Below are 22,659 nucleotides of genomic sequence, written 5' to 3'. Positions count from 1 at the left end.
CGCACTTAGCACTTTCTCGCATGATTCCCTACAACCTCAGTGACCCCCGCCTCTTTACCATTATGGTTGGGGTCATGTTTTTAATGGTGGTTAGCCGCCTTGTGTTGGTGGCGGGCTTTTTTTCGCTCCTATATGCAGTGGCACGCTGGACGCCTCTCAAGAAGCGGCGGGTCAATTTGCGCCCCTACCAGCGGGGACAGTTTTGGCAGGAGTTTGGCTGGTCGTTGCTGACAGCGGCTATTTTTGCCCTGGCGGGGGCGATCGCCGCAGTGATGTGGCAGCGGGGCTGGACGGCGGTTTATCTGGAGTTGAATTCCCTCTGGGACTATCTCTACTTTCCCTTGAGCATTGGTCTTGTGCTGCTGCTCCACGAAACCTACTATTACTGGCTCCATCGCTGGATGCACCACCCCAAAATTTACCGTCGTATCCATCGCGTGCATCACCACAGCATTGTCCCTTCCCCTTGGACTGCCTTTTCGTTTCACCCCTGGGAGGCCTTCCTACAGGCAATTTTTCTGCCACTGATTATTGTACTTGTGCCGCTGCATCCCTATGCGATTGTCATTCAATTGAGCCTCATGACGGTCTCCAGTGTGATTAACCATTTGAACTTAGAGATTTATCCCCGTGGCTTTGCTGAGCATTGGCTGGGGCAGTGGCTAATTGGCGCAACGCACCACAGTTTGCACCACAGCCAGTTTCGCTGTAACTATGGCCTCTATTTCACCTTTTGGGACCGCTGGCTGGGGACAGAGAGCCGCGACTACCTGCCTTTGTTTCGCGATCGCACCCAAGGCTGAACTGAGGATGAATTCTGCATAGGCCAATTGACGAAGGCGTAGGACAGTGTGTCTAATTCAGTGGCAGGGAGTATGGTCAAGGTTCTCTCCTTTCCTAGGATCCCGGAGCGGCAACATCCCCTGATTCAGCCGTTACTCACTTGGTCCGATGAGGAGTTGGTGCAACACTTTCAAAAGGAGCGCGATCGTGGCTGCTACTTTGTTGCCCTCTACTGTCGCTACGGCCCTCTTGTTTACAGTGTGCTACAGCACCACGGGCGATCGCCGGTGCAGGTGGACTATCTTTTTGCCAAGGTGTGGCATGGGTTATTTTTCAGCCTTGACCTGGTGGAGTTTACCCCTGAGGGGGTGAAAGTGGGTGATGAGGAAGCTCACTCCCTACGCAATTGGATTGTCAATCGCACCGCCACCCTGATCCAAGAGGAACTCCCCGGCATCGAACAGATTACCTATGTTCTTCAAGCTGCTCCACCCCCCCTTTGGTGCTACCTGGAAGCCAGCCTTGCCTACCTCAGTCCCCTGAGTCGCTTGGTGCTGGTGACGACGCAGACATTCCATTGGAGTCTTGAACGTGTACGCGCCTACTTAGAAGTGCAAGGGGAAACCTACAGCCTTGAGGAACTCAACCGACAACTAGAAGAGGGGTTAGCGCGCATCGTGGAGTATCTGCCGCCAGACATTCGCCAAATTTACTTAGTGGCCGATCTCAATTCAGGGGAACCCTCTGCTACTCAGCCTACTCTCGAAGAACTCTTTCCCAATAGTGTCGAGGAGGTGGGCAGCCCTCCTGATGGCACCTCCACTAGCCCGCCGGACTTGAGTATTGACAATCTACTGGCCGAGTGGGAGCGGATTCTCTCCGGTTGACCTGATTATTGGATTATTGCCGCAGCGGGCGCCGACCACGCTTTAGACCCCCCGGCTCCACCCTTGTCTGCTATCCTTAATCTATTGAGAAATATTGCTAACAAGGTGCTACGTTTATGGGTCGGGGCGCTAAGGAGTTGCCAGTATTTAGCCTTGAGGGTACCGTCGAAGAGGTCTTCTATAAAAAGGGACTACCTAAGGTTGTGATTCTGAAAACAGCAACGGGTAGAGTCTGGATTAAGTTGGAAAAGTCGCTGCGGCGTGAGTTGGCACAACCTCCCAAGGTGGGCGATCGCTTGCGCCTAGAGGGAACGATCAGCGATAAGTACGATGGCTGGGTCAAGCAGTATAAAGCCAGCCATTTAGAGCAAGCAGTATAAAGCCAGCCATTTAGAGTTTTTAGCAACAGCCCCAGCCTCAGTAGCAAAGAGTGCTCGGCTCTGTAGGGTACTCATTTGTCAAACTGTAGGGTACTCATTTGCCAAAAATCTTCCTGCTGTCGCCGGGGCGCCAAGGAATTGTGGCAAGAACTAGCAGCCCAAAGGCTCCCCATTGTCCTGAAAGCGACTGGCTGTATGGGAGAATGCAAACGCGGGCCGGCAGTTGTTGTCCTGCCCCATAAAAAACGACTCACCCCCGCCAACGCCCAGCAGATTCGTGAGTTAGTTTGCTCGACGGAGACTGAGGGAGTTGAGGACAACGGCAATTGAACTGGTGGCCATACAAGCTGCAGCAATGCCGGGCGTGAGACTGAGTCCCCATAGGGGTAACCCCACACCGGCGGCAAGGGGTAAACCAACGATGTTATAGGCGACGGCCCAGAGAAGATTTTGCTGAATTTTGCGGAAGGTGGCACGGCTGAGGGCCAACACGGTGAGCACATCCTCTAGGTGATTGCGAGTAAGGATAATATCCGCTGCTTCCATGGCCACCTCGGTACCGGTGCCTAGGCTAATTCCCACTTGGGCGGCCGTTAGGGCAGGGGCATCGTTCATGCCATCCCCCACCATGGCCACGGCTTTGCCCTGGGTCTGCCACCCTTCAATGAGGGCGAGCTTTTGGTGCGGCTGCAGGTCGGTGTGGAGGTGCGTTGGCGGTAGGCCAAGAGGGCCTAGGAGTTGCTGCGTCGCCCTGGCGGTGTCTCCCGTGAGTACGTGAATCTCGTAGCCCTGGGCTTTCAGAGCTTGGACGGTGCTCACTGCCTCTGGACGGAGGCGATCGCGAAAAGTCACTACCGCCATCAGCCGGCGATCGCAGGCTAGGGCGACATGGGTTTCTAGCTCTAGGGAAGGACAATCCACGCCCTGGGTGCGTAGCCAATCGAGGCGCCCAGCCCGATAGTACTGCCCCTCAATGTAACCGCTGATCCCCAGTCCTAGGGTGGTTTCACTCTCTGTCACCGTTGCGAGTTCTCGGTTTTGCCCCGTGGCCGCCCATGCCTTTTGAATTGCCACAGCAAGGGGATGGTGACTCTTGTGCTCTAGGCTGGCCAGTAGATACAGCACCTCCTCTGGGGAGTCATGGCCGTACAGGTTCATCTCGGCCACTGCCAGTTCGCCCGTTGTCAGCGTGCCTGTCTTATCAAAAATAATTGTGTCCACCTGTTGAACGCGCTCGAGAACATCGCCACCGCGAATAATTAAACCTTTGGCAGCAGCGCGACTGGTGCCCACCAGTAGGGCAATGGGGGTGGCAAGGCCAAGGGCACAGGGGCAGGCAATCACCAAAACACTTAAGGAGAGCTTGAGGGACAACAGGGGCGTATTATAGGTCAGTGCCGGAAAGAGATGGGGGGCGATCGCCCCCCAAAAGACAAGCGTTACTCCTGCCAGCCCCAGCACCCCATAGCAAAAATAGCCGGCCACCACATCCACCATCTGCTGCACGGGTGCTTTGCGGTTTTGCGCCTGCACCACCAAGTCTAAAATCTGGCCTAAAAATGAGGCACGGCCACAGCGTTCTACCCTGAGGGTAACTGCCGCTCCCACATTGCGACTGCCTGCAAGGACAGAGTCCCCCACCCCTTTGGCGACGGGCAGGGATTCCCCCGTAAGAAGGGATTCATCCACCCAAGTTTCTCCCGTTACAATCGTGCCATCGGCGGGAAAGGGTTCCCCGGCCGCCACCCACAGCCAGTCTCCCACCTGAATTTGTTGCACGGGAATGGGCCAGCGGTCTGTGCTTTCTAAACTGGGCTGCCACAGTGCCCGTGGGGGTTGAAGGGCAAGGAGCGATCGCAAGTCCTTTTGTGCCTGTTGACGAACCCGCTGCTCAAGACTGCGTCCCAGCAAAATCAAGCCAAGGATCATCACCGGTTCATCAAAGAAACACTCCCAGCCCAAGGCCGGCCACAGCCACGCCACCGTACTGGTGAGGTAAGCCCCCAAAGCCCCCAGCGCCACCAGCGTATTCATATTGGGGCAACGTTGGATCAGGCCTATTATCCCTTCCCGCAGAATCTCCCACCCCGGCAGGAGAAGGGCAACGGTGGCCAACCCCCAATGCCAGATCATGGCTTCTAACATGGGCCAGTGACCCGGCAGCAGATCAATCCCATGGGCGGCACTGGAGAGAATGAGGAGCACAAGGGCAATCCCCAGCCTTGGCAAAGAGGCTTCCTCCGGAGAAGCAGGCAGTTCTAAGGGGGCATTGGCTTCGGCAAGGGTAGCTTGAAACCGCCCTTTGTTTAGGCTCTCAACAATGGCAAGGGGGGTTGTCTGGGTGGGGGAATAGGTGACAACGGCGGTTCCCGTCACTAGATTCACTGCCGCAGCATCTACGCCTGGCTGTTCTTTCAACTGATTTTCTAGCGATCGCACACAGCCGGCACAGCGCAAGCCACTCACCCGCAGGATGGCCAACTCAGCGGTGTGGGAATCAACCCTTGAACTTATGGACACGGTGCACCCTCTCCAAAAAGATCAATGTTGAACTTCCCTAACTGCGTCCCCACCGCCTATTGTGACACACTGGCTTTGAAGTTCTGGGGAAAAAGGAGGAGAGAACTGTCCTCTGGAAGTGGGATGGCAGTGGCTGACCTAAAGACGAGCATCGCGAGTTCTTGGCGATTGCTTGGTGATTTCTTAAAAGTATCCAAGGTATTTTACTCCCCTTCTGGTTCTCTAGGAGTTTCTTGGCAATACGGATCGCCGGTGTCCTTGACCGCTGCTTAAGGGCCTCCTGTGGGCGCCAGAAGCCCTAGAATTGGGGGAAAGCTTGACCACTACCGTCTAAAGTCTGACCAGGAATGTCTAAGCAAGAGGCTAGGGCAACAACAAAATTGGGTATTCTTTGAGAGAAAAGTAAATTCAAGAATTCAAGAAGGACAGGAGATGTTGCCCTTAACGCTGAGTCGCCTCTGGACAATTAGCCGCAATGTCTTTAATGAAATCCTGCGGGAACGGGTTCTCTATGTCACGGCGCTCTTTGCCCTCAGCTTTGCCGTAGCAATTCTCATTTTGGGGCAGGTATCAGCGGGAACCCAAGACAAAATCAGCCTCGATGTGGGAATGGGGGGAATTTCTCTCTTTGGCCTAATGATTGCCGCCTTTGTGGGGGGTGGTCTCCTCAATAAAGAAGTGGAAAAACGCACCATCCTAGTGATGTTGGCCAAGCCCATCAGCCGCGCAGAATTTATTATTGGCAAGCATTTAGGTCTCTCGGCGGTTCTGCTGGTGCTGGTGGCACTGATGACGCTGATTCTGTTTATTTTGATGAGCCTAAATCAGTTTGCCTATCCCGCGGGGCCTCTGATCGTTACCTCCTTCTATATTGTGCTTCAGCTATCGCTGCTCACGGCGGCAGCGCTGCTCTTTGGGAGTTTTACCAGTTCCCTGATTGCAACGCTGTTAACAGTCGCCCTCTACTTTATGGGGCACTTTAGCCAAAATTTAGTTCGTCTGGGTCAAAAAATCGAGAGTGAGGGAGTGCGCCAACTCTTGCAGCTGCTCTATCTGATCTTTCCTGATTTATCTCGCCTAGACTTTAAGAATACGGCGGTCTATGGAATCCTGCCCTCCCCCTTGGAACTGGGGGTCAATGCCTTTTATGGGGTAATTTATACAGTGGCGCTCCTGGCGATCGCCACCTTAATTTTCTCTCGGCGAAACTTTTAAGAAAAACTTGCAGCTCAGTGGTACAATTCTCCCCTTAATGGGCTATGATAAAGCTCTGGGAATTCTCGCCCGTGTAGCTCAGTGGTAGAGCACACCCTTGGTAAGGGTGAGGCCACGAGTTCAATCCTCGTCACGGGCTTTGTTAGCCAACTCTGTGGAATTCACAATCTGCGGCGGGGTATTTATCGCTGTTGCAACCAGTAAACGATTGCCAGTACGACCGCCAAAAGAACCACAATGCGGCGTAAGAGCACGGGGTTAACCGCGCGGGCAAATTGCCCCCCCAAAAAACCGCCAACAATGGTGGCGATCGCCATCCCCACAGCAACAGGCCACACCACCTCCCCCGACAGGACAAAAAAGGCAGCGGCGGCAGCATTGGCACCAAAGGCCAAAACTTGCTTCAAGCCATTGAGGCGGGTCAAATTGTCGCCGAAGGCAATTCCCAACACTGCCAGCAGAATCACACTCACACCTGCCCCAAAGTAGCCGCCATAGACCGCCGCCAGAAAGACAAGAGGAATCGCCCCCGCCTCAGAAATCGCAGGGGCATTCACCCGCCGGCCTAGCCAAGCTCGCACCTGTTCTTGAACTCCCAAGAGGACAGCAGCTAGCAAAAGCAAGTAGGGAATCAAGGCATTAAACACCGCCTCCTTGGTGTGCAGCAGCAACATTGCCCCTGTCATCCCCCCTGCCACAGCGCTGATAAAGAGCCAACCTAGGCGCCATGGTTGACCCCGCAGCTCCTCGCGCTGTGCCACCGTAGCTCCCAAGTAACCGGGAACTAAGGCAACCGTGCTGGTGAGATTGGCAACCAGCGGCGGCAGGCCGATCGCCACCAAGGCCGGAAAACTCAGCAGGGTTCCCCCACCGGCAAGGGCATTGACCACACCTGCCGCCAGACCCGCTAGGGTGAGCAGTCCGATCTCACTGAGCATGCCCCTCAGTGGCTCGAGCCTAGGCAAGATAGCGTTGGAGGGTTTCGCGGTAGTGGCTTTTGGGTTTCATCCCGACAATCTCCTCTAGGAGTTCTTTATTTTTGAAGAGCTGAACTGTAGGTGTACTGGTAACTCCCGCTTGCTCGGCGATCGCGCTATCTTCAGTGATGTCAATTTCAATCAATTGCACCTTGCCGTCAAACTCCTCCACCAACCGATCCAAAATGGGCTTGAGGGTATGGCAGGGGGCACAGGTGGGGGAGACATATTTCACCAACAGCAGGCGATCGCTCTCGTGGAAGAGTTTGCGCAACGCATAGCTACCCCGATGCTTAATGGCATGGGGATCAAACGCCTGCTCGGAGGATGCAGTGGGTTTCGCTGTTTCTGGGGGGTTGGTCTCGGTTACTGCTTGGCGAAACTCCTGAATTAGACCCTGCGCCGAAAGCCAACGCTCGGCCTCTAGTGCCGCCATACAGCCACTGCCCGCGGCGGTGACCGCCTGCCGATATTCGTGATCTTGAACATCCCCTGCCGCAAAGACCCCTTCCACATTCGTTTGTGTCCCGTGGTGGGTGACAATATAGCCGACGCTATCCAATTCCAGAAAATCCTTGAAAAGTTGGGTATTGGGTGTGTGACCAATGGCGTAAAATAGACCGCGCACCGGCAGGATGGATTCTTCCTCTGTGGCTTTATTGATAATCCGCAGACCTGTCATTAAGTTGCCATCGCCCAGGATTTCCCGTGCTTCGGTTTGCCAGTGTACTGTAATTTTGGGATTGGCAAACACGCGATCCTGCATTGCCTTACTGGCCCGCATCTTGTCACCGCGAACAAGGAGATGAACGTGGGAGCCGTATTTGGTGAGATAGATTGCTTCCTCCGCCGCAGTATCACCACCGCCAATCACCGCTAGTTCAACATCTTTGAAAATGGGCATTGCCCCATCACAAATGGCACAGGCGGACACCCCCTTTGTCCAATACTGCTCCTCGCCGGGAAGATGGAGCCGTTTGGCCGTTGCCCCAGTACAGATAATCACGCTGTGGGCATACACCTGCCGCTCCGCTGAGCGAACAAGAAACGGGCGTTGACTAAAGTCCACTTGAATCACATCTTCGGTAACCATCTCTGTGCCCCAGCGCTCTGCTTGCGCCTTCATCCGTGCCATCAGTTGTGGCCCTTGAATGCCTTCAGGAAAGCCGGGAAAGTTTTCCACTTCGGTGGTGGTCATGAGTTGTCCCCCCGGCACCCCCCCAATTTGATAGCCTTCAAACATAAAGGGCTTGAGGTTAGCGCGAGCGGCATAGATAGCTGCGGTGTAGCCCGCCGGGCCAGACCCAATAATGACAACATTTTCAATCCGTGGCGGTGTCATAGCTAAAATAAACTCGAAACGACTATGATTTATTTAATTCTAAACCGATTTGCCGTGGCAAACAAGGGAATCGCCTTTGGGCATAATGGGCATAGCGAAATCAAAGGTGAGATCAATCCCTAGGCCTAATAGAGGGCAGGAGTAGAATTTGAATCAAATTCCATTGTTATCTAATGTCAAATCTATCGCACCCATCGAAACAAATTTCAAACCGGATGCTCGTATTACTATTTTTTGTGGTGATGTTAATGATTTTGTGCAACAGATTCCCGATAATTCGGTTACCCTAGTTGTAACTTCGCCCCCCTATAACCTAGGAAAAGACTATGAGAATCGGCTTTCAGTTGACCAATATCTAAAAATTCAATCTCAATTGATTGCTCAACTTCACCGTATCTTGAGAGAGGATGGCAGTATTTGCTGGCAAGTCGGTAATTTTATTGAAGATGGAGAAGTTTACCCCCTTGATATTCTCTACTATCCGATCTTCAAAGAGCTGGGCATGAAATTGCGTAATCGCATTGTTTGGAAATTTGGGCATGGATTACATGCCTCTAGGCGCTTTTCAGGGCGTTACGAGACTATTTTATGGTTCACGAAATCCGATAATTACATCTTCAACCTTGACGCAGTTCGAGTTCCAGCCAAATACCCTGGCAAACGTCATTTCAAAGGTCCCAATAAGGGAAAGCCATCGGGAAACCCGCTGGGAAAAAATCCCTCTGATGTATGGGAAATCTTAGTCCAAGACTGGGAAGAGCTGGTCTGGGAGATTCCTAACGTCAAGTCTAACCATCCAGAGAAAACGATCCACCCTTGCCAGTTTCCCATTGAGCTGGTTGAACGTTGTATTCTGGCACTGACCAATAGAGAGGATTGGGTCTTCGATCCCTATATGGGGGTTGGTTCTGCATTGATTGCTGCGCTCATGCATGATCGGCGGGCAATGGGTTGCGAAAGAGCAATAACCTATGTGGAGATAGCCCGTCAACGCATTCAGGCATATTACGATGGTACTCTCCGTTATCGTCCCCTAGGCAAACCGATCTATCAGCCTACAGGAAAGGAGAAAGTCTCCCAAATTCCTGAAGAATGGAAGGAGTCTTCCCAAGTGTTTGGAGTTTAGAGCATCGTGGCGTTGCGGATATTGACATCCCTGTACTGGTACTGGGAATAACTGCCTGAGAAATAGGGCCGGCCAAACCGTTCATGTGCAATGTACTCAGCAATTACCTAGCTATGCTTTGCAGCTAGGATGTATATCGTTGAGCAGCGTCCTGAATTGTGTACATCAAGCAGTTAGAACTCACAAATTTTAAGTCCTTTGGCGGCACAACGGTAATTCCGCTGCTGCCGGGGTTTACGGTCATTTCAGGTCCCAATGGCTCAGGGAAGTCGAATCTTTTGGATGCGTTGCTCTTTGCCCTCGGCCTTGCAGGGTCTAAGGGGATGCGAGCCGAACGCTTGCCCGATTTGGTGAACCACAGCCAAACACGACGCGGCCATGGTGTTGTCGAAACACGAGTCACGGTGACCTTTGCACTGGATGCCGAAACGGAATGGCGGGTGACGCGGCGACTGCGGGTAACCCAGCAGGGCACCTATACCTCGACCTACGCGGTGAATGATCAACCCTGCACGCTGAATGAATTGCACGATCAATTACAGGCGTTTTGTATCTATCCCCAAGGCTATAACGTGGTTTTGCAGGGGGATGTCACCAATATCATTTCGATGAATGCCAAGGCACGGCGGGAAATTATTGACGAGTTGGCGGGGGTGGCGGATTTTGACCGCAAGATTGCCCAAGCTCGCGAAAAGTTAGATACGGTCAAGGAGCGTGAAGAACGCTTGCGCATTGTTGAGCAGGAATTGATTCGACAGCGCGATCGCCTGCAAAAGGAACGCCTGCAAGCGGAAAAATATCAAGCTCTACGATTGGAACTGCAAGAGCGAGAGCAATGGCGGCTGGTGCGCCAATGGCAAGCCCGTGAACAGAAAAAAACACGGCTGCAAGCCGAGATTCAAGGGCTGCAAAAAGAACAAGACCAACGCCGAGCACAACTACAGCAAAAGGCTCAAGAGATTGAAGCGGCAGCCGTCAGGCTAGAACACCTCAATCAGCAGGTGAAAGTCCTCGGCGAAGAAGAGTACCTCCGCCTGCAAGCAGCGCTAGCCGATCTCTATGCCCAACAGCGCCAGTATCAACGCCAGCAAACCGCTTACCAGCAGCAGCAGGAACAGTTGGGGGAACAACTACGGCAACGACAAGCCCAGTACCACAGTCAACGGTTGCAGCAACAGCAACTCGCTGCAGAGTTAGAACAGCAAGGGGGCGATCGCCTCCCCCTAGTCCAAGCAGTTGCCACCAGCCAAGCCACCCTCGACGCCCTGCGGCAGCAAGCTCAGGAGTTAAGTGCAGCCGCCCAAACTTGGTTTCAGGAGCACAGTCGGCGGCGACAGCGGATTGATGCCCTGATCCACGAACTGGAACCGAGTCGTAGTGAGCTTTCTCGCCTTCAGGAGCGATCGCAACAGTTGCGCCAGCGCCAGGGGGAACTCAATCAAGCGCTCACTGCCCTCAACACCCAACAACTGGAATTGGAAGATGCCCTTGCTCAAGCCAAGACAGCAGTTCGCCAGCAGGAGCAGCAAGTGCAAACCCTTGCCCAAGACTTAGCAAGGGCACAGCAACAATTGCGCTTAAGTGAAGAAACCTATCAACGCCTTGAGCGAGAACAGCGACAAAAGCAGCGGGAACTGGATCAACTGGAAGCGCGGCAACAGGCCGTCCAAGAAACCCAAGGAAGCTCTGCGGCTCGGCTGGTTTTAAGTGCTGAGATACCGGGTGTGCTGGGATTGGTGGCGCAGCTGGGACAGGTGGAACCCCGCTATCAACTGGCGTTAGAAATTGCAGCTGGCGCACGCCTAGGGAATATCGTTGTCGTAGATGACCGTGTGGCAGCGGCGGCGATCGCCCTCCTCAAACGGGAACGGGCCGGCAGAGCAACATTTTTGCCCCTGAATCAGATGGCACGTCCCAAGCCCCTCCCTCCCATTGCCTTAGCGGGCTGTGTTGACTATGCTTTGAATCTCGTTACCTTTGAACCGCAATATGCGCCAATTTTTGCCTATGTGTTTGGCAGTACGCTGGTGTTCGAGACCCTTGAGGCAGCGCGACAATACCTGGGGCAGTATCGGATGGTAACCCTAGACGGGGACTTACTGGAACCTTCAGGGGCAATGACGGGGGGGAGCCACAGTCGCACCCCCATGCTGCATTTTGGTCAGGGGGTTACCCCCCAAGAGTCGGCAGAAGCTGAACGGTTGCGCGATCGCCTTGGGGAGTTGGAGCGCTTACTGGATCGCCTCTTACAAGAGCGTGGTCAAAAACAGCGCCTAGTCAATGAACTGAGCCAAGCCCTGAGCGAGGCCCGTCAAAGCCATCGCGATCGCCAGCGGCAATGGGAGCAACTCCAACAGCAACAGCAGCGCCTCACTGCCCAACAGGCAGACCTAAAGCGGCAACAGCAGCACCTCAGCCAAGAGTTAACCACCGCAGAAACTGAACTTGCGCACCTAGAGACTCGTCTTCCTCAACTGGAAGCAGAACTTGCCGCAGAACGCCTTGCCCTGAATGCCCTTGAAGCCAATCCTTGCCATCAGCAGTGGCAGCAGCTTCAGGAACAAATTCAAGCCCAGGAGAAAATCCACGCTGACCATCTGGCCGCCCTACAAGCGGTGGATCAAGCCTTGGGCGATCGCCAGCGCCAACTCGAGCAACTGAAGCAAGCCCAACGCCAAACGGAGCAGGAGATACGGCAACTGCGCCAAGCCCAACAGGAGACACTGTGCCAGCAGCAGACCCTCGAGCAAACCCTGGGGGACTTGGCCACACAAATTCAAAGAACCCAAACTGCCCTGAGGGAGTTGGACGCTCGTCTCGGTCACCTTAAAAGCGATCGCGATCGCCAAGACTACCAACTGCGGCAGTCTCAAAAGGACTCTCAACAGCTGGAGTGGGAATACCAAAAAGCCAGCGATACCCTCACCACGCTGCAAGCACACCTTCAGGAATTGAGCACCATTGAGGTACCCCCCTTACCGCAGCCATTACCCGACGTGCCTCCTGACCTTTCCCTCAGCGATATTCAACAGCAGTGCCAAGCCCTAGAAAAACAGCTCCAGGCCATGGAACCTGTCAATATGCTGGCAATTCAGGAATTTGAGGAGACCCAAGGGCGGCTTAGGGAACTCCAGGCGAAGCTTGCCGTTCTAGAAGCCGAGCGCACGGAGATCTTACTGCGGATTGAGAACTTCACAACTCTTCGTCACCAATCCTTCCGTGAAGCTTTTGAGGCCGTCAATGCCAACTTCCAAACCATTTTTGCCACCCTTTCCGATGGCGATGGATATTTACAACTGGAAACGCCTGAGGATCCCTTTGCAGGGGGTCTGAATCTAGTGGCACACCCCAAGGGGAAACCCGTGCAACGCTTGGCCTCAATGTCGGGGGGCGAAAAATCCCTAACAGCGCTAAGTTTTATCTTTGCCCTCCAACGCTATCGCCCCTCCCCTTTCTATGCCTTTGATGAGGTGGATATGTTTCTCGATGGCGCCAATGTTGAGCGCCTGGCCAAAATGATTCAGCAGCAGAGCCAAGAAGCACAGTTTCTCGTTGTCAGTCTGCGGCGACCCATGATTGAGGCGGCTGAGCATACCATTGGGGTCACCCAAGCACGGGGACAACATACCCAAGTGATTGGCCTAGATCTAACTGCTCACCGCTGAGGTTTGAAAATTTGAAAAATAATTCCCAGAATTTTGATAGTTCCTCGGCGTGGATCGTAGTGGAACAGTAGCATACCTTTAGCTGTCAAAACCTCCAAGTTCTGTTGAGGAGTGTCCCTATGAAATCCTGGCAAAAACTCGGTCTGAGCCTACTGACTGTGGCCTGTTTGGGAGCAATGGCCCCTCGACCTGCCCAAGCCAATATGTTTACCCAAACAGAAGTGGATCAAAGCCGCTATGCCGTAATGGCTGTGCCCCTTGCCCGCGGTGGGTATCGCCTACTGGTGGTAGAGCAAATTAAGGATACGCGTCCCTGCTGGAGCGAATCGGGCAGTAACCCGGTGGTGATCGATCCGCTGTTGACTACGTTTGACTTCACGGGCATTTGTGGTCGTGCCACCGATAGCAACGGTTACTCGATTCGGGTGGCTCAACAGGATTTAGGGTTGCAGTACAATCTGCGCATTGAAAGAGGAGATGGCGAGCTACTCCTTGTCGGCAGCAGCAATCGCGGTGGCCCGCGGATGATTATTGGTCGTACCCATGGTCTCCAGGAGGGACAGTTCCTCAAGTTCCATCTGGAACCCACATGGCGGCTAACGCGGCGCACCTATGAAGGCAACGTGCTTGGCCATGTGTATTTCACCAATGACTCTTGGGAGGCGGCAACGGCAGGTGCACCAAGCCCTACTCCTGCACCCATCTTGCCCGTCAGTACAGAAGCCAGCCCGCTTCCAAAACCGCAAAGCTAAACTTAGCGCTGCTTCATTGCCCGCTCCATTTCCCGTTTGTCTTGCCGCTGCTTGAGGGCTTGGCGTTTGTCGTGGAGTTTCTTACCGCGAGCCAGCCCTATGGAGACCTTGACTCGACCGTTTTTGAGGTAAAGCTTCAGGGGCACAAGGGTCAGTCCCTTTTGTTCCACTTTGCCCACCAGCTTGCGGATTTCTTGCTTGTGGAGAAGAAGCTTGCGATCGCGCAGGGGATCGTGGTTATAGGATTGGTTGGTACTCTCGTGGGGCGAAATGTGGACATTCATTAACCACGCTTCGCCATTGCGGATGCGGGCAAAACCATCCCGTAAATTCACCTTGCCAGCACGGATAGACTTGACCTCCGTGCCGAGCAGCACTAGCCCACACTCATAGGTTTCTAGAATTTCGTATTGAAAGCGCGCTTGGCGATTTTCACTCAGGATTTTGACGCTATCACCCATTTGAGACTCGCAAGGGTATTGCCAATATACCGTAGTTTAGGGGTAGGGAAACTTTTCATCTTATCACTGCCCTTCCACCTCCAATGGTTATGACGCCATGCCCAAGCCGCAGCAGTTAGAGTTTTTGCAAGGTCTGCCCTTGATTGCCGTGGTGCGGGCGGCCGATCCTGCGCAAGCGATCGCCCAGGCTCAGGTGTGTATCCAAGCGGGCTTCACCTGCCTAGAGGTGACATGGACTACTCCTGACGCTGCTGGGGTGTTGCACCAACTCCGTCGAGACTCTCCCCACTGCACGATAGGAGCTGCTAGTCTCAAAACGCCAGCGATGGCTGAGGAAGCGATCGCCGCGGGGGCGCAATTTCTTGTGACTCCCCACACCGCGACAGAGGTGGTGCCCCTTGCCCAGGAGGCCAATTGTCCGCTTATTTTGGGTGCCTTGACGCCAACGGAAATTCTCCGCGCGTGGCAAGCAGGGGCAGTGGCGGTCAAGGTGTTTCCCATTATGGCGGTGGGGGGGGCAAGCTATCTGCGGGCAGTGCGACCCCTGTTTGCTGAGATTCCCCTCATCCCCTGTGGGGGTATTGGCTGGGAGGATGTGGTACCCCTCTGGAGGGCAGGGGCGATCGCCATTGGGATGGGGAGTCAACTCAGCAGCGATGTGATCATGCTCAAGCAGCAGGTGGCGCAGGCTCGTCAAGCGTATCGGGGGTTGGGGTGAGGACGCGCACCCGCTCAGCATGGAATCGTTTGCGTCGCCAGCGTTTGCCCAAATTGAGGCCAATCGTTTTGTGGAAATCGTCTTGAACCTTTGCCGTTAGGCGGTAGGAGACGTGACGGACAATCTGAGCCAAGACCCGATTGCCTGTGCCTTGCACTAGACCGTGGGGTAGCCGATAGATAAATCGAGGAAAGTACATTGTTACCCGCAAATCCAGCTCCCAATTCACGCGGGTGTAGTCAACCACATTCAGGTGCAATAGCTCCTCATCCGTGTCTGGATTGGCGCGCATCGGTACTAGGGCCATGGCCGCTTGAAAATTCACCTCATAGTTCAAAAAGGGCTGCTCTGGGACAGGAATCGTTTCAATGCGATAGACTCCTTGCTCTTGGGGCAGCAGGTGTAGGCCAATCTTGGGTTCCACCTCATAGCCATGGGAACCGTAGCGACCAATGGTGAGAATGTAGCCGTGCTGACCCACCGGTTCTGCTTTCATGGGATGGGCACAGCGATGAAACCATTCTTGGTGATTGTTGAGGTAAGTTTCGTAGCGCTGCACCGGTGCATAAACTTCCATCCAACCTTGAAATTGGTTGTGAAAAACAAAGGGCGGCAAGTTTGTGCCATCTGGGGAAGCGGTCATAGCATTCCATCAGCTCATCAAAATTTGGTGATTTTCATCCTGACATACCGCTGGGGGCGATCGCTACGGCAGGAACCCCTGAAAGTCCTGTGCTTGTCTAAAGCTTAGTTTATATTTCGTTACATTATCTTGATAGCGGCGGGGGATGCCGCCCGGTATCTTCTTAAACTCTTGATTGAGGCTTCAGCGATGGCCATCCTCGTGCCTTGGCTTGCGGTGGAACAGTTAGACAAACCGTGGATTTTTTGGCCTCTGTGCTTGATGGTGATCCTCAGCAGTGTCGTTTTGCGCTGGGGGAAGGTGCAGCAGCTGTGGGCGCGTGTCCTTGTGGTGGGCAGTTTAATAGCCCTGATGCTGCATTATCTGCTGTGGCGGTCTCTCGCCACCCTCAATCTGCGCACCCCCCTAGAAGCGGCCCTCAGTTTACTCCTGCTGGGCATTGAAAGTTTTATGATGGCGGGCTATGGCTTGCAACTATACCTGCTTTTGCACATTAAGAATCGTCGTCCCGAAGCCGATGCCGCTGCCCTTGCAGTCAAAAGTGGCCACTATCAACCTTGGGTGGATATCTTGATTCCCACCTACAATGAACCCCTGACAATTTTGCGACGCACAATTGTCGGCTGCCAAGCCCTTGACTATCCCCACAAGCGGATTTATGTTCTTGACGATACCCGTCGCCCTGCTCTCCGGGAATTGACCTTGGAATTAGGCTGTGAGTACCTCAGCCGGCCAGACAATCGCCACGCCAAAGCGGGCAACCTCAACCATGCCCTTGGCCATACCCAAGGTGAACTGATTGCAATCTTTGATGCTGATTTTGTTCCCACGCGCAACTTTCTCACCCGCACGGTGGGCTTTTTCCAAAGGCCTGACATTGGTCTTGTACAAACCTACCAGAGCTTTTATAATCCCGACCCTATTGCCCGCAACCTTGGCCTCGAGGATTACCTGCCTCAAGAGGTGGAGATCTTCTCCCGCCATTATCAAGTCCTGCGGGATGGCATTGAAACAGCGCTGTGCTACGGCAGTTCTTTTGTGGTGCGGCGATCGGCTCTAGAGGCCATTGGCGGCTTTGTCACCGAATCCCTTAGTGAGGACTACTACACAGGAATTCAATTGACGGCAGCAGGTCATCGGCTCATTTATCTGAACGAAAGTCTCAGTGCGGGGCTGTGTGCGGAGGAAATGGCGGCGCATATTCGTCAACGTCAACGCTGGGCACGGGGTACCCTCCAAGGATTGTTCATTGCAGCAAGTCCACTGCGGGTGCCCAATCTCAGTTGGCTGCAGCGCCTTGCCCACCTAGAGGGAATCACCCAATGGTTCCACAGTCCCCTGCGGTTACTGTTGCTGCTGTTGCCCCTGATTGCCGCTTTTTGGGGGGTGGTACCCCTGGAAACCACCCTGCGGCAGTGGCTCTACTATTTTGTACCCTATTATTGGCTCCTGGTGAGTACGTTCCGCTGGCTCAATGGCCAAAGTCGCTCTGCCTTGGTGTCGGATATCTATGCGGTGATTCAGTGTGTGCCCTTGACCTTGACGGTAATTGACACGTTATGGCGCCCCTTTGGTCAGGGCTTCTGGGTGACCCCCAAGGGGAGTTATCGCGATCGCTACCGAGTTCAGTGGCATCTTGCTGCCCCCCTTTTGGTGCTGTTTGTGCTCTCTGCTGTTGCCGCCGTCTTGAATTGGCAGGCATTACACACCAAGGGGCTACTCCTGGCATGGGTCTGGAATCTCTACAATCTCATGATTCTTGCCCTTGCGCTTTATAGCCTCATCGATCGCCCCCGTTCCGATCCCTACGATTGGCTCAATGTGCAGCAAACGGTTGAACTCCATCTTGCTTGGGACAAAACCACTGCCCTTTGGGGCAAGACCATTCGCCTTTCTGAAGGGGGGGCTATCATTCATCTGCACCAACCCCTCCCCCCCTCCGCGATGGGTGTCTCCCTTACCTGTCGGCTGTTGGAGGCAGGCATTGACCTCAGCGGCCAAATTGTGGATATGCCCAATCAAACGACCCTACAGATTTATTTCGATCCCCTAACCTGCGCTCAATACCGCCAATTGGTCGCCTTACTTTTTTGTGAACCCAACCGGTGGCAGTGGCAGAAAGCCCCCAATGAATTGCAAACTCTATGGTTACTCCTGCGCACTCTTGTTTCCCCTCCTTTAAGTCGCCACTGGAGGCGGATCATGCCCTCTGATCAGGCGAAAGCGGAGCCTCGCCCTTACAGCTATTCCGATCAAAAATGAAAAATGACTCAGTGCAATGGAGCGATGACTAAGATTCCAATACGATTAAATCGTTATCGCGAGAACAGCAAAGCTAGCGATGAAGCGAGGCAATGAGCAGTTCTGATGTGCAACTCCCCCCTCTCACAGAAACCACGCTGTGGCAAATTCTTAATGATGAACTGGAGGATGCCACGGTAAATCAGCTCCTGTGGCACTGCTTGGGTTATCGCTATGACGCCAACACTCAAACTTGGCAGAGCGATCGCGTGCCCCCAGAATGGCAGCAAGATTATCCCCAACCGCCGGACTTCATGGGTAGCCGCCCCGCCATTGTCAAACTGACGCGCTCGATTCCCCCTGCCCACAAACAACTGCTCAAGGAACAGTTGGGCTTTCCTGGCTATGAAATTAAAGAACTGACCCCCCGCCGTACCCGCCGTGCCACTGCTGTCAATTGGCTGTTGAGCTACCTGGCCACTCAAGCCGAGACAGGGGCAAAGCACCCCTGAGCCACCTCGATCGCCACTTGGCGGATGGCTTGATAGACCGTGGCTAATTCCGCATCGGTAATGCAGTAGGGGGGCAAAATATACAGCGTATTCCCCAGAGGTCGCAGAAGGACTCCCAATTCAATGAAGCGGCGGCGCAGTCGGGGCACAAGGTCACTAAAGTAGGAGGCCTCGGTTTCTAATTCCATGGCTGCAATTGTGCCACAGGTACGAAAGTGCTTGAGATTGCTGACATCGGCCAGATACTGCCGCTGACACTGCCAATGGCGTGTTTCTAAACTTTGGTAGCGCTCTGGCTCTGAAAGCAACAACCGGAACGAAGCCACACTTGCTGCACAGGCCAAGGGGTTGCCCGTGTAGGAATGACTATGGTAAAAGGCGCGCGTTGGGTCGTCATCATAAAAGGCTTGGTAAATTTCCTCCGTGGCCAAGGTCACGGCAATGGGCAAGCAGCCTCCCGATAAACCTTTGGACAAACACAGGAGATCCGGTTGCGTGCCGGCTTTCTCACAGGCAAAAAGGGCACCGGTACGACCAAATCCCGTCATCACCTCGTCATAGACCACTAACACTCCGTAGGCCTTGGCGATCTCAGAAATTGCTTGCAAAAAGGTGGGACGGCACATGCGCATGCCCGCAGCTCCCTGCACCAAGGGTTCAATAAAGAGGGCCGCGTAGGTCTCTGGGTCTGCCTTGAGGGTGTCCTCCAGTTGAGCGATCGCCTGTGCCTCCTTGGTTGCTGCCTCTGGATCCCCTGGATAGGTGGCGGGGTAGGGCAACAGGGTTAGGGGGGGAAGCAGGGGTTGGAAGGGTTGCCACCACGGGGAACTTTGGCCCACAGTCATGGCTCCTAGGGTATCGCCATGGTAGCCGCCGACAAAGCCAATAAAGCGCGATCGCTGGGGTTGACCCCGCCGCTGCCAATACTGGTAGGCCATTTTTAGAGCCACTTCCACGGCGGTGGAGCCATTGTCGGAGAAGAAGACCCGTTGCAACCCCGCGGGGGTGTGGGCGCACAAGAGGTGGGCGAGCTGCTCCGCCGGCTCATGGGTAAAGCCGGCAAAAATGACATGCTCAAGGGTTTGCGCCTGCTCGGAGATGGCTTGCGCCAGAACAGGATGGCTATGGCCGTGGAGCGTGACCCACCAGCTGGAAATGGCATCAATAATCCGCCGACCATCACTGAGTTCAAGCATGGCTCCTTGGGCACGCACCACCTTCAGGGGCGCATCCGCCGTTTTCATTTGCGTAAAGGGTTGCCAAATGGGGGAGTCAGTCATGGTCAGGATGGGCATTTAAGCGAGCAGCAAGGGTGGTAAAAATCTCCTCAGGAATGGGACAGCGGAGCGATCGCGCCAAGCGCTTTTTTTGTTTGGCCACCTTGAGACAGTCCGCCGTACGACATAGGTAGGCCGATCGCCCCATTCCCTGATCCAACTGCACCTTTTGATCTGGCCAGCAGCGCACCACGCGCCAGAACTCCGAGCGATCGGCCAAGCGACCACAGGCCACGCAGCGGCGTTGGGGATTAGCCATCTTGACTAACTCGCAATCTGTTCTTCGAGGGCGGCCATGGCCAAGCGATCCTCCTCTTCGTAGTTGTATTGGGAGCTGTCGCGCACCTCGATTTTCCAACCCGTGAGGCGAGTTGCCAAGCGCACATTTTGGCCTTCTTTGCCAATGGCTTGGGAGACCTTATCCGGTGCCACAAGGACATGGGCAATACGCGCTTCGGGGTTAATGAGCCGCACCTCTTCCACCGGTGCGGGACTGAGGGAATTGGCAATGTAGGTGGCGGGATCCGGCGACCAGCGAATGACATCTATTTTTTCGCCCCGCAGTTCATTCACCACCGCTTGAATGCGCGATCCCCGTGCCCCAATACAGGCGCCCACAGGATCCACATCCCGCTCTAATGTATCCACGGCAATTTTGGTGCGGGGGCCGACTTTGTGATTCGGGGGATTGGCTTCGCGGGCAATGGCAACAATTCGCACCACCTCATCTTCAATTTCGGGCACTTCATTCGCAAAGAGATAGACCACCAAGCCGGCATCGGCGCGGGAAACCTCCAATTGGGGTCCCCGTTGCGACCCCTCTTTGACGCGCTTGAGATACACCTTGAAGGTGGAGTTGGCGCGGTAGTTATCGTTGGGAAGTTGTTCCCGTTGTGGCAGTTCGGCCTCCACTTCTGGCTGGCTGGCGTCGCTGCGCACGGCCATAATCACCGATCGCCGCTCAAAGCGCAGAACGCGCCCCACCAGTACCGTACCTTCGAGGTCCTTAAATTCCTCCTGGATAAGGCGACGCTGTTGATCTCGCAGTTTCTGCGCCAGCACTTGCTTGGTTTGCATGGCGGCCATGCGGCCAAATTCCTGATGGTCAGGGGTCACATCCAACAGCACCGTATCGCCGACACGGGCGTCCTGCACCACCTGAATCACATCGGCAAGGGCAATCTCGCGATCTGGGTTCTGTACCGTTTCTGTGATTGTTTTGGTGGCCAACACGCGGAAGCCCTCTTGCTCGGTGTCGAGTTCCACTTCAAAGTTGGCAAAGTGATCTTCCTCAAAGTGGCCATGATCGGGACGCAGACTGCGACGATAGCGTTCGTATCCTTTGAGTAGGGCTTCTTTGAGAGCTTGATGCACTGCGTGCTTGGGTAAGTTTCGCTCTTGGCTAATTTCATTGATCATGGCGCGTAGGCCGGGTAAGCGATAGAGAGTCATCGTCCGTTACAACCTCGATCTAACTAGATGAAATAGAAATCAATCTGGGCTAGGGTTCACCGCCGGGGCTATATAGCTGGACACTGGCAATGAGGGAGCGGGGAATTGCCAGCGATCGCCCCCGCCGATTGAGATAGACATTCTCTGCGTCGCGGCAAATCAGGTTCCCCTCCCAAAGGGTTTTGCCCCGATGGGGGGCAGTGGTGGTGACGCGCACCGGAAACCCGCGAAAGGCATCAAAGTCGCGATCGCTACTCAGGTAATCCGATAGACCCGGACTCGACACCTCCAGAACGTAGGCAAACTCCAACTCCGGCAGCCCATCCAAGGCCATCTCCAGTGCCCGACTCAGTCGTTCACAATCCTCTAGGCTGGTGTCCTGCTCAGGATGGCGCACCTCCACCCGCAAAATGGGTGGCGATTGATGGGTCAGCCACTGCACACTAACTAGGTTGAGGCGTTCTTGATCGGCAACCTGCTGCGCCAGAGTTTGCACGACCGGCAAAAGCATTTGTATCTGCATAGGAAATAAAAAAGGCGGGACATTGCCCACCACACCCAAACAGTCTGAACAAAGGACACTCCCCCCTTCCTAACGGAAGGAGAATTCTGAACCCTTCCCCGTGGAAGGTTCATGGGTGCTGTCACTACACCACTCTTGATGAAGACTAGTATAACAGCTAACCGTGGGCGATCGCCACCTCGCTTTTCCTAGCGATCGCTCACATCCCCATTCGTCAACTCATCACCGTCGTAGTTCTCTTCCTCCAGCTCCAAATCCTCTAGGACGGGATTCAAGAGCACGGCCATCTCCGCCTCATGGTGGGTCAGCCACTGGCCTGGGGTACGGAACCAGCGCGGCGGATTAATGTAGCGAGCATAATACCAGGGGGGAGCAGTGGGCTGGCTAATTTCTGCCTGTACGCGAATTTTCTCACCTGGATAGTAGGCCTCTTCGGGTTCCACTTCTAACCAGACTTTTTGGCCGATGATTTCTTGGGGGAGCATCATAATGGCACTTCCTTGGGGAACCTCTCCTACAGCCCTCTGCGCAAGCAAGAAAATGTTTGACCCTCCTTGCCCTTAAAGGGCTGTACTTTAATTTTATTGCCTTCTCACTCAGGTGCGGAAATGTTGCATTTATTCACCATCCCCCACAGCAAGGGAGGGGTAGGGGTGCTGCCGTTTCGGATCCTCTAGTTTTAGGGAAATAATTCCCGCGCAGAGAACAAAAACCACCGAGGCCCATAGGCAGCCAACAATGCCCCAAATCTGATAGATGAGGCCGGAGAGTACGGTTCCCGCCAGTCGCCCGCCGGAGTTGGCCATGTAGTAAAAGCCAACATTCAAGGCCACTTTTTCATCGTCGGTGTAGGCCAGTACCAAGTAGGAGTGCACTGCCGAATTGATGGCAAAAATCAACCCAAACAGGAGCAAACCGCCAATAATGACGGCATTGGGATTCCAATCACTCATCAAGCCCAAGGCAATGACGGCTGGGACAATCGTCAGCGTAAATGTCCAAAATTGGATAGTGGCTGCTTGGGGAGGCCGACCGCGGTTGAGGTATTTCAACAGGACCGGTGCCGCAGACTGCACACCGCCATAGCCAATGACCCACAGGGCGAGAAAGCCCCCCACTTCATAAAATGACCAGTTGAGGACACTTTGGAGATAGACCGGCAGGCCCACCACAAACCAGACATCC

General features: G+C 54.3%; 21 protein-coding genes and 1 tRNA gene. 11 read left to right on the top strand and 11 right to left on the bottom strand.

Going from position 1 to position 22,659, the window contains the following annotated elements:
* Positions 1 to 20: 20 nt before the first annotated feature.
* From crtG to Q0683_RS01195, 3 genes are all read left to right on the top strand, one after another.
* Positions 21 to 803: a 2,2'-beta-hydroxylase CrtG gene (crtG, locus tag Q0683_RS01205; RefSeq protein ID WP_298975855.1), complete on the top strand. Its 783-nt coding sequence runs from the start codon at positions 21 to 23 to the stop codon at positions 801 to 803.
* A gap of 48 nt (positions 804 to 851) precedes the next feature.
* Entirely contained in the window at positions 852 to 1,670 is an 819-nt protein-coding gene (locus Q0683_RS01200; protein ID WP_298975853.1) for a hypothetical protein, read from the top strand.
* Positions 1,671 to 1,786: 116 nt separating this feature from the next.
* A complete protein-coding gene (locus tag Q0683_RS01195) occupies positions 1,787 to 2,050 on the top strand; it encodes an OB-fold nucleic acid binding domain-containing protein (RefSeq protein WP_298975850.1) in 264 nt (87 codons plus the stop codon).
* 282 nt (positions 2,051 to 2,332) lie between these two features.
* Here Q0683_RS01195 and Q0683_RS01190 read toward each other — a convergent pair whose 3' ends face one another.
* Positions 2,333 to 4,570, bottom strand: coding sequence for a cation-translocating P-type ATPase (locus tag Q0683_RS01190; protein ID WP_298975847.1), 2,238 nt, complete (start codon positions 4,568 to 4,570; stop codon positions 2,333 to 2,335).
* Positions 4,571 to 5,002: 432 nt separating this feature from the next.
* Here Q0683_RS01190 and Q0683_RS01185 point away from each other — a divergent pair, with 432 nt between their 5' ends.
* Together Q0683_RS01185 and Q0683_RS01180 are read left to right on the top strand one after the other, a co-directional pair.
* Positions 5,003 to 5,785: an ABC transporter permease gene (locus tag Q0683_RS01185; protein WP_298617652.1), complete on the top strand. Its 783-nt coding sequence runs from the start codon at positions 5,003 to 5,005 to the stop codon at positions 5,783 to 5,785.
* Positions 5,786 to 5,852: 67 nt separating this feature from the next.
* Positions 5,853 to 5,924 (top strand) — tRNA-Thr (locus tag Q0683_RS01180).
* 43 nt (positions 5,925 to 5,967) lie between these two features.
* Here the strand turns inward: Q0683_RS01180 and Q0683_RS01175 are convergent.
* Together Q0683_RS01175 and trxB are read right to left on the bottom strand one after the other, a co-directional pair.
* Positions 5,968 to 6,723, bottom strand: a complete 756-nt coding sequence (locus Q0683_RS01175; protein WP_298975843.1) for a sulfite exporter TauE/SafE family protein — start codon at positions 6,721 to 6,723, stop codon at positions 5,968 to 5,970.
* Between the two features lie 19 nt (positions 6,724 to 6,742).
* On the bottom strand, positions 6,743 to 8,104 hold the full coding sequence (gene trxB / locus Q0683_RS01170; protein ID WP_298975840.1) for a thioredoxin-disulfide reductase: 1,362 nt from the start codon (positions 8,102 to 8,104) through the stop codon (positions 6,743 to 6,745).
* Between the two features lie 148 nt (positions 8,105 to 8,252).
* On the opposite strand from trxB, the gene Q0683_RS01165 reads away from it, so the two are divergent.
* The 3 genes from Q0683_RS01165 to Q0683_RS01155 all read left to right on the top strand — a co-directional run bounded on the left by Q0683_RS01165 (position 8,253) and on the right by Q0683_RS01155 (position 13,647).
* Positions 8,253 to 9,230 carry a site-specific DNA-methyltransferase gene (locus Q0683_RS01165; protein WP_298617660.1) on the top strand — a complete coding sequence of 326 codons (978 nt, stop codon included), beginning with the start codon at positions 8,253 to 8,255 and terminating at the stop codon, positions 9,228 to 9,230.
* 158 nt (positions 9,231 to 9,388) lie between these two features.
* Positions 9,389 to 12,895, top strand: a complete 3,507-nt coding sequence (gene smc / locus Q0683_RS01160; RefSeq protein ID WP_298975837.1) for a chromosome segregation protein SMC — start codon at positions 9,389 to 9,391, stop codon at positions 12,893 to 12,895.
* 119 nt (positions 12,896 to 13,014) lie between these two features.
* Positions 13,015 to 13,647, top strand: coding sequence for a DUF3747 domain-containing protein (locus Q0683_RS01155; RefSeq protein WP_298617666.1), 633 nt, complete (start codon positions 13,015 to 13,017; stop codon positions 13,645 to 13,647).
* A 2-nt stretch (positions 13,648 to 13,649) separates the two neighbouring features.
* On the opposite strand, the gene smpB is transcribed toward Q0683_RS01155, so the two are convergent.
* Positions 13,650 to 14,108 carry an SsrA-binding protein SmpB gene (gene smpB / locus Q0683_RS01150; protein ID WP_298617669.1) on the bottom strand — a complete coding sequence of 153 codons (459 nt, stop codon included), beginning with the start codon at positions 14,106 to 14,108 and terminating at the stop codon, positions 13,650 to 13,652.
* 97 nt (positions 14,109 to 14,205) lie between these two features.
* Between smpB and Q0683_RS01145 the strand changes: the two genes are divergently transcribed.
* Positions 14,206 to 14,826 carry a bifunctional 4-hydroxy-2-oxoglutarate aldolase/2-dehydro-3-deoxy-phosphogluconate aldolase gene (locus Q0683_RS01145; protein ID WP_298975835.1) on the top strand — a complete coding sequence of 207 codons (621 nt, stop codon included), beginning with the start codon at positions 14,206 to 14,208 and terminating at the stop codon, positions 14,824 to 14,826.
* On the opposite strand, the gene Q0683_RS01140 is transcribed toward Q0683_RS01145, so the two are convergent.
* Positions 14,777 to 15,469, bottom strand: a complete 693-nt coding sequence (locus Q0683_RS01140) for a DUF1997 domain-containing protein (RefSeq protein ID WP_298617674.1) — start codon at positions 15,467 to 15,469, stop codon at positions 14,777 to 14,779. The two genes, Q0683_RS01145 and Q0683_RS01140, sit on opposite strands and share 50 nt — an antisense overlap.
* A gap of 189 nt (positions 15,470 to 15,658) precedes the next feature.
* Between Q0683_RS01140 and Q0683_RS01135 the strand changes: the two genes are divergently transcribed.
* Entirely contained in the window at positions 15,659 to 17,731 is a 2,073-nt protein-coding gene (locus Q0683_RS01135) for a glycosyltransferase (RefSeq protein WP_298617677.1), read from the top strand.
* 92 nt (positions 17,732 to 17,823) lie between these two features.
* Entirely contained in the window at positions 17,824 to 18,222 is a 399-nt protein-coding gene (locus Q0683_RS01130) for a DUF1823 family protein (protein ID WP_298617679.1), read from the top strand.
* Here the strand turns inward: Q0683_RS01130 and bioA are convergent.
* The 6 genes from bioA to Q0683_RS01100 all read right to left on the bottom strand — a co-directional run.
* Complete coding sequence (gene bioA / locus Q0683_RS01125) at positions 18,192 to 19,517, bottom strand: adenosylmethionine--8-amino-7-oxononanoate transaminase (protein ID WP_298975831.1); 1,326 nt, start codon at positions 19,515 to 19,517, stop codon at positions 18,192 to 18,194. The two genes, Q0683_RS01130 and bioA, sit on opposite strands and share 31 nt — an antisense overlap.
* Positions 19,495 to 19,758, bottom strand: a complete 264-nt coding sequence (locus tag Q0683_RS01120; protein ID WP_298975829.1) for a YlxR family protein — start codon at positions 19,756 to 19,758, stop codon at positions 19,495 to 19,497. The genes bioA and Q0683_RS01120 overlap by 23 nt, the downstream gene beginning before the upstream one ends.
* A gap of 5 nt (positions 19,759 to 19,763) precedes the next feature.
* On the bottom strand, positions 19,764 to 20,951 hold the full coding sequence (nusA, locus tag Q0683_RS01115) for a transcription termination factor NusA (RefSeq protein ID WP_298613743.1): 1,188 nt from the start codon (positions 20,949 to 20,951) through the stop codon (positions 19,764 to 19,766).
* Positions 20,952 to 21,000: 49 nt separating this feature from the next.
* Positions 21,001 to 21,462, bottom strand: a complete 462-nt coding sequence (gene rimP / locus Q0683_RS01110) for a ribosome maturation factor RimP (RefSeq protein WP_298613745.1) — start codon at positions 21,460 to 21,462, stop codon at positions 21,001 to 21,003.
* Positions 21,463 to 21,662: 200 nt separating this feature from the next.
* Positions 21,663 to 21,962, bottom strand: coding sequence for a hypothetical protein (locus Q0683_RS01105; protein WP_298613746.1), 300 nt, complete (start codon positions 21,960 to 21,962; stop codon positions 21,663 to 21,665).
* 129 nt (positions 21,963 to 22,091) lie between these two features.
* A partial coding sequence (locus Q0683_RS01100; protein WP_298975825.1) for an MFS transporter occupies positions 22,092 to 22,659 on the bottom strand: 568 nt, incomplete at its 5' end.

Source organism: uncultured Thermosynechococcus sp., from assembly GCF_938074695.1.
Classification (GTDB): Bacteria; Cyanobacteriota; Cyanobacteriia; order Thermosynechococcales; family Thermosynechococcaceae; genus Thermosynechococcus.
Note: the sequence above shows the minus strand (reverse complement) of the source record. Positions and strands in the feature narration are given on the sequence as shown.

Bases quoted from the DNA above. Each gene is read 5' to 3' on its own strand.
- rimP (WP_298613745.1), bottom strand. From the start codon at position 21,462: ATGCTTTTGCCGGTCGTGCAAACTCTGGCGCAGCAGGTTGCCGATCAA.
- Q0683_RS01175 (WP_298975843.1), bottom strand. From the start codon at position 6,723: ATGCTCAGTGAGATCGGACTGCTCACCCTAGCGGGTCTGGCGGCAGGT.
- Q0683_RS01105 (WP_298613746.1), bottom strand. From the start codon at position 21,962: ATGATGCTCCCCCAAGAAATCATCGGCCAAAAAGTCTGGTTAGAAGTG.
- Q0683_RS01185 (WP_298617652.1), top strand. From the start codon at position 5,003: ATGTTGCCCTTAACGCTGAGTCGCCTCTGGACAATTAGCCGCAATGTC.
- Q0683_RS01130 (WP_298617679.1), top strand. From the start codon at position 17,824: ATGAGCAGTTCTGATGTGCAACTCCCCCCTCTCACAGAAACCACGCTG.
- Q0683_RS01120 (WP_298975829.1), bottom strand. From the start codon at position 19,758: ATGGCTAATCCCCAACGCCGCTGCGTGGCCTGTGGTCGCTTGGCCGAT.
- Q0683_RS01140 (WP_298617674.1), bottom strand. From the start codon at position 15,469: ATGACCGCTTCCCCAGATGGCACAAACTTGCCGCCCTTTGTTTTTCAC.
- Q0683_RS01195 (WP_298975850.1), top strand. From the start codon at position 1,787: ATGGGTCGGGGCGCTAAGGAGTTGCCAGTATTTAGCCTTGAGGGTACC.
- Q0683_RS01145 (WP_298975835.1), top strand. From the start codon at position 14,206: ATGCCCAAGCCGCAGCAGTTAGAGTTTTTGCAAGGTCTGCCCTTGATT.
- bioA (WP_298975831.1), bottom strand. From the start codon at position 19,517: ATGCCCATCCTGACCATGACTGACTCCCCCATTTGGCAACCCTTTACG.
- smpB (WP_298617669.1), bottom strand. From the start codon at position 14,108: ATGGGTGATAGCGTCAAAATCCTGAGTGAAAATCGCCAAGCGCGCTTT.
- Q0683_RS01135 (WP_298617677.1), top strand. From the start codon at position 15,659: ATGGCCATCCTCGTGCCTTGGCTTGCGGTGGAACAGTTAGACAAACCG.
- Q0683_RS01155 (WP_298617666.1), top strand. From the start codon at position 13,015: ATGAAATCCTGGCAAAAACTCGGTCTGAGCCTACTGACTGTGGCCTGT.
- trxB (WP_298975840.1), bottom strand. From the start codon at position 8,104: ATGACACCGCCACGGATTGAAAATGTTGTCATTATTGGGTCTGGCCCG.
- nusA (WP_298613743.1), bottom strand. From the start codon at position 20,951: ATGACTCTCTATCGCTTACCCGGCCTACGCGCCATGATCAATGAAATT.
- crtG (WP_298975855.1), top strand. From the start codon at position 21: ATGATTCCCTACAACCTCAGTGACCCCCGCCTCTTTACCATTATGGTT.